Origin of the sequence: Streptomyces sp. SM11 (genome assembly GCF_002910905.1) — a bacterium.
Classification (GTDB): Bacteria; Actinomycetota; Actinomycetes; order Streptomycetales; family Streptomycetaceae; genus Streptomyces.
This window is the reverse complement of sequence record NZ_NEUE01000097.1, coordinates 1-11,770: the sequence shown is the minus strand read 5'-3', so window position 1 is coordinate 11,770 and position 11,770 is coordinate 1. Positions and strand designations below refer to the sequence as shown.

Sequence of the window (11,770 nt, the reverse complement as noted above, 5' to 3'; positions counted from 1 at the left end):
GCGTCCGCGTCACCGGAAACCACCGTCGACAACGGGCCGTTGACCGCCGCGACCGACAACCGACCACCCCACCCGGACAGACGCTCCCGCACCACATCCACCCGCAACGGCACCGACGCCATACCGCCGCGCCCCGCCAACACCCCCACCGCACGGGAACGCAACGCCACCACACGCGCCCCGTCGTCCAGGCTCAACCCACCCGCCACACAGGCAGCCGCCACCTCACCCTGCGAATGACCCACCACACCATCCACGGCCACACCGAACGAACGCCACACCTCCGCCAACGACACCATCACCGCCCACAACACCGGCTGCACCACATCAACCCGCGCCAACAACCGCTCCGAACCCAACACCTCCACCAACGACCAGTCGACGTACGGAGAAAGCGCCCGCTCACACTCACCCATCCGCCCCGCGAAAACCCCCGACTCCCCCAACAACTCCGCAGCCATCCCCACCCACTGCGACCCCTGACCCGGGAAGACCAGCACCGAACGACCCGACGACACCCCCTCACCCCGCACCAGCCCCGGCACCTGGGCCGAATGCCCCTCCGCCAGCGCCCTCACCCCACGGAGCAGTTCTCTCCGGTCGCCGCCCACCACCACCGCGCGGTGTTCGAAGGACGCACGCCCCACCGCCAGCGAGTAACCCACGTCCACCGCATCGAGGGCGGGCTCCGCCACCACCCGTGCCGCCAACGCGGCCGCCTGCGCCCGCAGAGCCTCCGCACTGCGCGCCGACACCGGCCACACCACCGCCCCGGGGCGCCGGACCTCCTCCACCGTCCCGGTTGGAGCCTCGGCCGGGACGGACTCCAGGATCACGTGGGCGTTGGTCCCGCTGATGCCGAAGGAGGAGACACCCGCGCGGCGCGGACGGCCCGCGTCGTCCCACGTACGGGCCTCCGTCAGCAGCTGCCCGGCACCCGCCGACCAGTCCACCTCAGGCGTCGGACCGTCCACATGCAGTGTCTTCGGCATCACCCCGTGCCGGATCGCCAGCACTGACTTGATGACACCGCCCACACCCGCCGCGGCCTGGGTATGGCCGATGTTGGACTTCAGTGAACCGATCCAGACCGGACGGTCCCCGGGCCGGTCCTGACCGTACGTCGCCAGCAGCGCCTGCGCCTCGATCGGGTCACCCAGCCGCGTCCCCGTACCGTGCGCCTCCACCACATCCACCTCGGACGGCGTCAGCCCCGCGTCCGCCAGTGCCGCGCGGATCACCCGCTGCTGCGACGGGCCGCTCGGCGCCGTCAGGCCGTTGCTCGCACCGTCCTGGTTCGTGGCCGAACCCCGCACCACCGCCAGCACCGGATGCCCGTTACGGCGGGCGTCCGACAACCGCTCCACCAGCAGCATCCCAACGCCCTCGGCCAGGCCGAAGCCGTCGGCGGCCGCCGCGAAGGCCTTGCAGCGGCCGTCCGGGGCCAGACCGCCCTGGCGGCTGAACTCCACGAGCATGCCGACCGTGGACATCACGGTCGCTCCGCCGGCCAGGGCGAGCGAGCACTCGCCCGAGCGCAGCGCCCGTACCGCGAGATGCAGGGCCACCAGCGAGGACGAGCACGCCGTGTCCACCGTGACCGCCGCCCCCTCCAACCCGAGGGTGTAGGCCAGTCGGCCCGATGCGACGCTTCCGGTGTTGCCGGTCAGCAGGTGGCCGCCCTCGTCGGCGCCCTGTTCGAGAGAGGGGCCGTAGTCCATGGTCATCGCTCCGACGTAGACGCCCGTCGGGGTCCGCCGCAGGGTGGCGGGGTCGATCCCGGCCCGCTCCAGCACCTCCCAGGTCGTCTCCAGCAGCAGCCGCTGCTGCGGGTCCATCGCCGCCGCCTCGCGCGGCGAGATACCGAAGAACTCCGCGTCGAACTCGGCCGCGCCGGCGAGTGAACCCGCCTCCCGCTGGTAGTAGCGGCCCGGCGTACCCGGTGTGGGGTCGTACCGTCCGGCGGTGTCCCAGCCCCGGTCGTCGGGGAGCGCGGAGACGGCGTCGGCGCCTGCGGACACCAGCTCCCAGAGTTCGTCGGGGCTGCCGACGCCGCCGGGGTAGCGGCAGCCCATCCCGACGATCACCACGGGGTCGTCGTCCGCGGGCCGCCGCCGCACCGGTCCGGCCGTGTCCGTGTCGGCGTCAGTGGCGGGCCGGTCGCCGCTGATCTCGGCGCAGAGGTACGCGGTCAGGGCCGCCGGGGTCGGGCAGTCGAAGACGACCGTCGCCGGGATGCGCAGCGCCGTCGCCGCGCCCAGCCGGTTGCGCAGCTCCACGGCGGTGACGGAGTCGAATCCCAGGTCGAGGAAGGCCAGTTCGGCGGGGACGGGATCGGGCCGCCCGGTCAGGGCGGCGATCTCCTCGCCCACGAGCCGTGCCAGCGCGGCGCGCCGCTCCCGCACGTCCATGGCGGCCAGCTCCACACGGAACGCGGTGGCGGCGTCCGCGTCACCGCCCGTGCCGTCCGGCCCGTTCACGTCCGCCGGGCCGTCTTCCGCGAGCGCGGCCAGGACCGCCGCAGGCAGTTCCCGCACCCGGGCGTGCTCCACGGTGGAGAGCGCCTTCCGTTGCGGGGCGACTCCGCGCACGTACAGGTCGCCGAGCGAGGTCAGGAACCGGCCCGGACCGTCCTGGTCGCGGCGCAGCGTCCCGAGGACGGCGGCCTCGGCGCCGTGTTCCTCCACGCAGTCCGCCAGGGCGGAGGTCAGCACGGTGTGCGGGCTGACCTCAAGCAGAACACCGTGCCCGTCCCGCAGCAGGGCCCCGGCCGCCTGGTGGAACCTGACCGTGTTGCGCAGGTTGCGGCACCAGTAGTCAGCGTCCAGTACCGGGGCGTCCAGTCGTCCGCCGGTCAGTCCGGAGTAGTAGGGCAGCTGCGGTGTACGGGGGTGGATCGAGGCGAGGTCGGCGCGCATCCGGGGGATGATCGCGTCGATGTGGGGGGAATGGGCGGCCAGGCCCACGGCGATCCGCCGGGCGTGCACCGCGTCCTTGGCCAGGCCGTCGAGGAGTTCGGCCACGGCGTCGCGGTCGCCGGAGACGATCACGGACCGGGGGCCGTTGTGCGCGGCGACGACAAGGCGGCCCTCCCAGCGGCGCAGCCTCGGCTCGACCTCGTCGGCCGGGGCCATGACGGAGACCATGTCGCCCTGCCCGGCCAGGGTCGCCTGGGCCTGGCTCCACAGGGCCACCACCCGCGCGGAGTCGTCCAGGGACAGCGCGCCGGAGACCGCGGCCGCGGTGACCTCTCCGACGCTGTGCCCGAGCACGGCGGCCGGTTCCACCCCGTGGGAGCGCCACAGCGCGGCGAGCGACACCGTCACGGCGAACAGCAGGGGCTGCACCACGTCGGCCCGGTCCCCGGCGGGTGCGCCCGGCGCGTCCGGATCGCGGAGCACGTCGAGGGGCGACCAGTCGACGAACGGTTCCAGGGCCTGCGCGCATGCGTCCATCCGGTCGCGGAACACCGTTGAGGTGTCCAGCAGGTCCACCGCCATCCGGGGCCACTGCGCGCCCTGTCCGGGGAACAAGAAGGCGACTTGGCCGCCGGCCCGGGCGGCGCCCTCCACCAGGCCGGGCGTGCTCCTGCCGTCGGCCAGCGCGTCCAGCCGCCGCAGGAACCCGTCCCGGCCGTCCGCCACCAGTGCCGCCCGCCGGCTGCCCTCGGAAGCGTAGTGCGCGAGGGTGAGCGCGATGTCCTGGGGACTCCAGCCGTCACGGCCCGCCAGGTACGTGTGCAGGCCGCGCGCACCGGCCGCCAGCGACTCCCTGCCGTTGCCGGCCAGCGTCCACAGCAGCGGTGCTTCCGTACCGTCGGGGTGCGCCATCGTGTTCTCGGACTCCTTCACGGCGAGCAGGACCATCGGTCACCGGACCGTGGCGGGGTGCCCGCCGCCACGGGGTCGTGCGTCGGCCGGGACGCCTCCGTCGTGGCCTGCGGGTATCGCCACCGGACCTGCGACGTCGATCTTGCCGAGGTCGCATAGCGGCCCGATAGCGCAGGCCGCGACAGGATGCGGGTACGGGGAGCGGACGGGCCGTGGAGCGGTGGAGGAGAGCCGCGCACGCCCCGTGCGGGCGGGTCGCGGCGCGGTGGAGCGGAAAAGAGCCGCGCCCCCTCGCGGCGCGGTGGAGCGAAAGAGAGCCGCCGCCTCGTGCTGGGGGCGACGGAGGGGCCGCGCACCCCGCGGGGCGGGTCAGTCGTCCGTTCCCAGGGACCGGTGCGGGCCCTGAGCACGCGTCACCCCCAGTTCCCGCCAGATTCCGTCCAGTGCCGTGACGAACCCCTCGATCTCCGCGGGCTCGTGGACGGCGCCGGGTGCACTCCTGAGGATCTCCTGGCCCACGCGCACGCTCGGTGCGTTGATCGCCTGGACGTAGATGCCGTGGCGGCCCAGCAGCAGTGCGGAGATCCGCCGGGCGAGTGCGTCGTCCCCGACGAAGACCGAGACGATGTGGGACCCGTCGGAGAGGAAGGGGATGCCGCGTTCCCTGAGCAGGCGGTGCGTCAGCCGCGCGTTCTCGCGGAGCCGGTCGCGTTCCTCCTCCGAGGTGCGCAGGTGCCGGACCGCGGCGAGTGCACCCGCCGCGACCGCCGGGGGCAGGGCGGTGGTGAAGATGAAGGGGCGGGAGAGGCCGCGCACCGCGTCGACCAGCTCGGCGGGTCCGGCGATGTACCCCCCGGTGGTGCCGAATCCCTTGGCGAGCGTCCCCATGATGACGGTGAACTCGTCCGCGATGCCCAGGCCCGCGGCGATACCGGCTCCCTCCGGCCCGTACATTCCGACCGCGTGCACCTCGTCGAGGAAGGTCATCGCGCCGTGCTCGCGAGCGATCCGGGCGATCTCGGCGAGCGGGGCGACATCACCCCCCATCGAATAGACCGACTCCATGACGACCATCTTCGGCCGGTCGGGATCGGTGGCGGATATCAGCTCTTCCAGATGGGCCGTGTCGTTGTGGCGGAAAATTCGTTTCTCGGCGCCACTGTGGCGAAGCCCGTCGATGATCGAGGCGTGGTTCATCTCGTCGGAGAAGACGACGCATTTCTCCGGCAGACCGGCGAGGACCGTGAGGGCTCCGTCGTTGGCGGTGTACCCGGAGGTGAAGAGAAGGGCGTCCGCCTTTCCGTGCAGATCCGCGAGTTCCTTCTCCAGCAGTACGTGGTAGTGGTTGGTGCCGCCGATGTTCCGGGAGCCGCCCGAGCCCGCGCCGTACTCGTCGAGGGCTTCGCGGGTCGCCGCCAGAACCAGCGGGTGCTGGCCCATTCCCAGGTAGTCGTTGCTGCACCACACGCTGATCTCGGAGGTGACCCCGTCCCGCAGGCTCCGGGCCGCCGGAAATTTTCCGGCGAGCCGGCCGAGTTCGAGGAACTCACGTTTCGCATCCGATGCCCCGCCTTCGCCCGTGTTCCGTGAGAAGAGCTCCAGGTAATGGTTCATGACGACCCTTTTCTCCGAAGACCGAACCGGTGCGGGGCCGAACCGGTAGAGGGCACTATCTCAGGGCGGAATATCAATTCGATGGCGCGGCCTGCGACAATTTACTACCGCCCGCGCACCCGATTTCTCAGTTCGCACTCCTGGTATACCTGGTTCTCTTGTTGTAGGCTCTGCGGAAATTCCTCGCCACGGCACCACTGGAGTTTCCTATGCCGTCGAACGAAACGTATGTCAGCCAGATCCTTCAGGCGATCTCCGCGGAACCGGAGAAGGTCGTCCTGTCCTGGCGCGACAGGACGCTCACCGCGGCGGAGCTGACCACCCTGGTCCGGTCGGCCGCGCAGGTTCTGCACCAGCACGCCGACGGGATCGACGGCGGGGCGGTGGTCGCCGTCCTGACCGTCACCAACACCGCCCCGACCCTGGTCCTGCGGTACGCCGCGAATCTGGCCGGGGCCACGGTGGTGCATCTGCACACCACCAACGCGGTCGACCCGGCGGACCACTTGGCCGCCGACGCCAAGCTCAAGGTCCTCCGGGAGACCGGTGCGACGCATCTGGCCGTCGACGCGGAGAACCTCGCGACCGCGCGTGAGCTGCGCGAGCGGCTGGGCACTCCGCTCGCCCTCGCCGCCCTCGACGACCTCGGCCCCGATGTCCTGGACCTGACGGCAGGGGACCCGGACGCACTGGACCCGACCGGCGTCGAGATCGGACCCGACCGGCCCGCGGTGGTGACCTACACGAGCGGGACGACCGGTGAGCCGAAGGGCATCGCCTTCGACTTCCGGGCCCGCAACGGCTTCATCTCCGCCGGTTTACAGATGGGCTGGCGGTCGGTCTACCTGGCCTGCCTCCCGCTGAGCCACTCGAGCGGCGCCACGGCGGACGACTCACTCGCGTCCGGCGGCTCGGTGGTCCTGCGAGACGGCTTCGACCCGGGTGACGTGCTGCGCTGCATCGAGCGGCACAGGATCACGCGGATGCTGCTCTCCCCTCCCCAGCTGTATCTGCTCATGGACCATCCGGAGGTGGACTCGACCGACCTCTCCAGCCTCACGATGGTCACGTACGTGGGCTCCCCCGCCTCCCCCGAACGCCTGGGCGAGGCGGTCAAGGTCTTCGGGGACGTACTGATCCAGGTGTACGCGACCAGCGAGGCGGGCTTCGTCAGCATGCTCTCGCCCACCGAGCACCTCGATGCCCGGCTGCGGGTCACGGTCGGCCGGCCGATGCCCGGTTGGGTCCGGATCACCGACCCGGAGGACCACCGCGACCTGCCGCCCGGCGAGACCGGCGAGGTCCGCGTACGGTCGCCGTTCACGATGAGCGAGTACGTGGCCGAGCCCGAACTCACCGCCCGGACCGTACAGGACGGCTGGGTGCGCACCGGTGACCTCGGCTTCGTCAACGGCGACGGCTACCTCCACCTGCGCGGCCGAGTCGGTGAGGTGATCAAGACCAATGGCATCAAGATCCATCCGGTGACCGTGGAGAACGCCTTCCTGGCCCATCCCGATGTCGTCCAGGCCGCCGTCTTCTGCGTCCGGGACCGGGACCGTATCGAGCACCTGCACGCCGCCGTGGTGCTGCGCGAAGCGGCCACGGCCACCCCCGACGGACTGGCGGAGCACATCCGGGCCACCGTCTCGCCCAAGCACGTCCCCGCACGGATCCACATCCGCCCCGCTCTGCCCCTCACCGGCGTCGGCAAACCGGACAAGACGCGGCTGGCCGCGGAAGCGGGCGGGTGAGACCCCCGTGACCCTCTCCGTGGCGTCCATCCTCTCCGAGTCCGCGCTACGGCGACCGGAGCACCCGGCGGTCGTGTCCGGTACGCGGAAGATCACCTACCGCGAACTGTGGAACGAGGCACGGAGGTACGCGGCGGCGCTGCGCGCGCGGGGCATCGGCCCGGGCGACAAGGTGGCGCTGCTGCTGCCCAGCACACCGTACTTCCCGTCGGCCTACTTCGGTGTGCTCGCGCTCGGCGCGATCGCGGTCCCGGTCCACGCCCTGCTCCGGGCGGACGAGATCGCGTACGTCCTGAAGGACTCGGGGGCGGCGGCGCTGATCTGCGCCGCCCCTCTCCTGGCCGAGGGCGGCAGGGCGGCGGAGACGACCGGCACGCCCGTACTCACCGTCATGGCAGAAGAGGGTGGCGAGGAAGGGGAGTTCGCCCGCGCGCCGAGGCTGGACGCGCTCGCGGCGCGGAGCGCCCCGATCGACCGTCAGGTGCCGCGTGCCCCCGAGGACATCGCCGTGATCCTCTACACCTCCGGCACCACAGGACGGCCCAAGGGCGCCCTGCTCACCCATCTCAACGTGGTGATGAACGTCGACACGACCATGCTGTCGCCGTTCGACTTCACCGCGGACGACGTCCTGCTCGGCTGTCTGCCCCTGTTCCACACCTTCGGTCAGATCTGCGGCATGAACACCTGCTTCCGGGCGGGGGCGACCCTGGTCCTGCTGCCCCGGTTCGACGGGCCGGGCGCGCTGGACCTCATGGTGCGGGAGGGCTGCACCGTCTTCATGGGGGTCCCGACGATGTACACGGCCCTCCTCGAAGCGGCCCGCGCCGACCCGCGCAGACCCGCGCTCGACCGCGCGTTCTCCGGCGGCGCCGCGCTGCCGGTGGCGGTCCTGGACGCGTTCCGGGAGACGTTCGGCTGCCCGGTCCTCGAAGGGTACGGACTGACCGAGACCTCCCCGGTGGTGGCCTACAACCAGAAGGCGTGGCCGCTCAGACCGGGCACGGTGGGCCTGCCGATCTGGGGCGTCGAGGTCGAGATCGCCAGAGCCGGGGTGGAGGACAGGATCGAGCTGCTGCCCGCCGGCGAGACGGGGGAGATCGTCATCCGGGGGCACAACGTGATGGCCGGCTACCTCAACCGGCCGGAGGCGACCGCCGAGGCCATCGTGGACGGCTGGTTCCGCTCGGGTGACCTGGGCGTCAAGGACGACGACGGTTACCTCTCCGTCGTCGACCGCAAGAAGGACGTGGTCCTGCGCGGCGGGTACAACGTCTACCCACGCGAGGTGGAGGACGTCCTGGCCCACCACCCGGCGATCGCCCAGGCAGCCGTCGTCGGACTCCCCCACCCCGTCCACGGCGAGGAGGTATGCGCGGTGGTGAGGCCCCGCCCCGGCACGGCGCCGGGCCCGGCCCTGGGCGCCGAGATCGTCGCCTGGAGCAAGGAGCGGATGGCACCGTACAAGTACCCGCGCCGGGTGGAGTTCGTGGACGCCTTCCCCCTCGGCCCCAGCGGCAAGGTACTCAAACGGGAGCTGGTCGCCCTGCTGACCACAGGGGCCCGCCAGGTCCGCACCGAGGCACAGGGGACGGCATGATGTCGGGCCGCCCGGCCGCCCGGGAGGCGGTCCGGACGCGGAAGGTCGTCGGGACTTCTACCACATTCCTCCCCTGGGTCCGCCGTCGTGCCCTCCGCGCCGCCACGGACCTCCGGCACGGCCCGCTTCAACGCACTGCGCGCACCGCGCTCGCTGCCGGCCCCCATCGTCGTGGCCCGCCGACCCAATGATCCGACGGCCCGGTGAAGGACGTCGGCCTCCGTCCGGTCCCCACCTGGTCCCCGAAGACGATCCAGGGGCGGTAAGGCCTGAGGGCGACTGGCGGGGCGGCACTGACGTTCCTCGATGCGGGTGTCACGCAAGCACCTTGAGGGTCCCCTCGTAACGTGGAGTCCGTGACAGCAGGGGATGTTGGTTGTCATGGCGGAGAAGCGTCGGAGGTTCACGGCGGAGTTTCGTTCGAGCGTCGCGTTCTCTCACACACATCTCACAGACGTCCCGGGCCCCCCGGGACATCAGGCTCTGAGCTGGGCCTACTCGATCGACGTGGACCGGCTGGACTACACAGGACGCGATTCACAACCTGTGCCATGTAGTACCGAGACTGGGACCGAGGACCAACCAAGGTGCATCCTCTGGCCCATCTACCTGGTACTTCATCGCTTGCGGCTCCGTTTCACTCATGCGTCACACGCTCCCACATCTCACACGTCGGCCCCTCGCCGCAGTGGCCGCTCACGGTCCTGATCATCGACGAGGCGCACACCCACTTCCGCGAGTACAAGGGCAGCGACGCCACCACCAGACGGCTGGCCGCGCTGACGGCGGAGAACGCCCGGCTGGTGGAGGACCTGGTCAAGAAGGGCCGCAGCATCGGCATCCTGGTGATCCTGATCAGCCAGAAGACCACCGGCGACGCCATCCCCACTCTTCATCCGCGACGTGTGCCCCATCGGGCTGTCCTTCGCGCAGAAGACCGTGGAAGCAGCGGTGGCCGCACTCGGCGACGACATCCGCAACTGGCCCGATGCCAGCCCGGTCACCTTGCAGGACCCCGCCTACGTCGGCGTCGCGGTCATGGCGATGCAGGGCCGCCCCGGCTACACCCGCATCCGCACCCCCTACGTCTCCGACGCCGACGCGGCCCGCGTCGCCGAGGACACCTCGCACCTGACCGCCGACCCGGACCTGTGTCTGGACGCCCTTCTCCACTCCGTCGACCGGTCTGCGGCACACCTGCCGCCGCTCACCAAGTAATTCCGAAAAGCCCACACTGGAAAGGAGGTTGAGGACATGGCGGAGGAACGGTTCACCCGGCGCACCGTGACCGTGGTCATGGCGGTCATCGCGGCCCTGGCCTTCGTCTTCTCCATCGGCAACGTCTGGGCGCTCGCCCTGCGGCTCGGTGTCCCCCGCCCGATCGCGCCACTGATCGCCCCCATGGTGGACCTGTCCGTCGTCGGGCTCCTGGTCGCGCTGCGCTTCCTCGCCCTGCGTGGCGTCTCCAAGGCTGAACTGCGTGCCGGTACCCGGCTGCTGCACCTGTGCGGCCTGCTCACCCTCGCTCTGAACACCGCCGAACCGCTGCTGACCGGACGCTACGGACGGGCCTGCCTGGACACCGTCGCTCCGCTCCAGCTGCTGGGCTGGGGCCACGTCGGCCCCGCCTTCCTCGCCCAGTTCCACGCCCTCACCCGCCCCAACCCGCGCCTGGAGGGCACCGCCCCCGCCCTTGCCACCGATCCGGTGCCCGACGTCGCTCCATCGCCCGAATCGGCACCCCCGACTCCCGCCCCGCAGATCGCCGCCTCCATGACCGAGGAGCTGGAGCCCGCTCCGGCCGCCGTTCCGCCGGCCGCCGTCACCACGACGGGCCGACCCGCTTCCGGCCCTGCCCTTCCGGCCGCCCTGCTGGACGCAGCCCGGCGCATCGCGGACACCCACCGCGCCGAGCACGGAACAGCGATCACCGCCGCTCATCTGGGAACGCGCATGGGCGTCGCCCTGCCAGTGGCCACCGCCGCACTCGCTCAGCTCTGAGCCCCGGCCCTCACCGGCCGAATCCCCTTGCTGAACCCACGCCCGCCCCGGGGTCTGGTTCGCCATGCCCCGAGCAGTACCAACACGGCCTTCCATCCGGCCGGTTGCTGCTCGGGGCCGCCCACCCGACAGAAGGGACACGCCCCGAATGGTCACCCTGGACCTGCGCCACGTGGCAAGCCCCGCCGTGCGGGACCTGCTCCACCTCGTCAACCACCCCGACTTCGACCGCGCACAGCAGCAGATCGAACACCTCGGCGGCTGCATCGAACCTGAAGTTCTCCCAAGGCCGGGTAGTTAGGGCCTGCCGATTATCAACTCGCTGTCTTGATCTTTGGTGTTGGGGTGATGCCGAGGTGTGCGGCGAGGTCTGCGAGGTCGTCCAGGGTGGCGAGGCGGTGCTCGGCCGGGGCGATGACGTGCCCGATCTCGTCGAGGAGTTGGTGGGTTTTGCGGATGCGCCGGTTGATGGTCTGGGGTGCGACCGCGAAGAGGCGGGCGATGACGACCTGCGGGAGCCCGAGCCGCTCGTAGAGGAGGGTGGCCAGGAGCCGGTCGACGAGGGTGAGGCCGGGGCGTCGGCCGGTGTAGAGGCCGACGGCCGGAGTCTTCTGCCGGTCACCGCCGCGCCGCTGGTGGAGATCTTCTTCTCTCTGGGCCATGCGGGCTGCCGCCAGCTCGCCGACGAGCTGGTCCCACTGGTGCTGGTCCATGCCGGTCAGAGCCGGGTGGACCAGCCAGGCGCGGCCGGGGCCGGGCTGGAGCTGGGGCAGGATCGGAGGGATTCCGTCCCGACTGTGCTCCTCGGGGCGGAGGGTGTAGTTCCAGTCGCCGTGCCAGTCGTGGCGGTTCAGCGGCAGGGCGGTCATCTGCCCGTCACTGACCCTCACTCCTGTCTCATAGGCGGTGGTGTCGAGTTCGGCCCGGACCGTGAGGCCGGTGCGGGTAGTGGTCGCCGCGATGCTGTCGAC

General features: G+C 71.3%; 8 protein-coding genes. 4 read left to right on the top strand and 4 right to left on the bottom strand.

Annotated elements, in window-relative coordinates; translation table 11 throughout:
* Window positions 1–3,866, bottom strand: a 3,866-nt coding sequence (locus B9S58_RS39920; RefSeq protein WP_308457893.1) for an acyltransferase domain-containing protein, incomplete at its 3' end; no start/stop codon positions are given.
* A 333-nt stretch (window positions 3,867–4,199) separates the two neighbouring features.
* A complete protein-coding gene (gene hemA / locus B9S58_RS06160) occupies window positions 4,200–5,444 on the bottom strand; it encodes a 5-aminolevulinate synthase (protein WP_103531112.1) in 1,245 nt (414 codons plus the stop codon).
* 209 nt (window positions 5,445–5,653) lie between these two features.
* Between hemA and B9S58_RS06155 the strand changes: the two genes are divergently transcribed.
* Window positions 5,654–7,198, top strand: a complete 1,545-nt coding sequence (locus B9S58_RS06155; protein ID WP_103531111.1) for a class I adenylate-forming enzyme family protein — start codon at window positions 5,654–5,656, stop codon at window positions 7,196–7,198.
* Between the two features lie 7 nt (window positions 7,199–7,205).
* Window positions 7,206–8,798: a long-chain fatty acid--CoA ligase gene (locus B9S58_RS06150; RefSeq protein WP_103531110.1), complete on the top strand. Its 1,593-nt coding sequence runs from the start codon at window positions 7,206–7,208 to the stop codon at window positions 8,796–8,798.
* Window positions 8,799–9,435: 637 nt separating this feature from the next.
* On the opposite strand, the gene B9S58_RS39915 is transcribed toward B9S58_RS06150, so the two are convergent.
* Window positions 9,436–9,681: a hypothetical protein gene (locus B9S58_RS39915; RefSeq protein WP_308457892.1), complete on the bottom strand. Its 246-nt coding sequence runs from the start codon at window positions 9,679–9,681 to the stop codon at window positions 9,436–9,438.
* A gap of 20 nt (window positions 9,682–9,701) precedes the next feature.
* On the opposite strand from B9S58_RS39915, the gene B9S58_RS39910 reads away from it, so the two are divergent.
* The gene (locus tag B9S58_RS39910) at window positions 9,702–10,016 is read left to right on the top strand and encodes a hypothetical protein (RefSeq protein WP_308457891.1); all 315 of its coding nucleotides are present in this window, start codon (window positions 9,702–9,704) and stop codon (window positions 10,014–10,016) included.
* A 36-nt stretch (window positions 10,017–10,052) separates the two neighbouring features.
* Complete coding sequence (locus B9S58_RS06140; protein WP_103531109.1) at window positions 10,053–10,799, top strand: DUF2637 domain-containing protein; 747 nt, start codon at window positions 10,053–10,055, stop codon at window positions 10,797–10,799.
* 314 nt (window positions 10,800–11,113) lie between these two features.
* Here B9S58_RS06140 and B9S58_RS06135 read toward each other — a convergent pair.
* A partial coding sequence (locus tag B9S58_RS06135; RefSeq protein ID WP_181009202.1) for a transposase family protein occupies window positions 11,114–11,770 on the bottom strand: 657 nt, incomplete at its 5' end.

What these genes read in the sequence shown, in the direction of transcription:
- B9S58_RS39915 (WP_308457892.1), bottom strand. Translation starts at nt 9,681, where the DNA reads ATGGCGTCGCCGGTGGTCTTCTGGCTGATCAGGATCACCAGGATGCCG.
- B9S58_RS06140 (WP_103531109.1), top strand. Translation starts at nt 10,053, where the DNA reads ATGGCGGAGGAACGGTTCACCCGGCGCACCGTGACCGTGGTCATGGCG.
- hemA (WP_103531112.1), bottom strand. Translation starts at nt 5,444, where the DNA reads ATGAACCATTACCTGGAGCTCTTCTCACGGAACACGGGCGAAGGCGGG.
- B9S58_RS06155 (WP_103531111.1), top strand. Translation starts at nt 5,654, where the DNA reads ATGCCGTCGAACGAAACGTATGTCAGCCAGATCCTTCAGGCGATCTCC.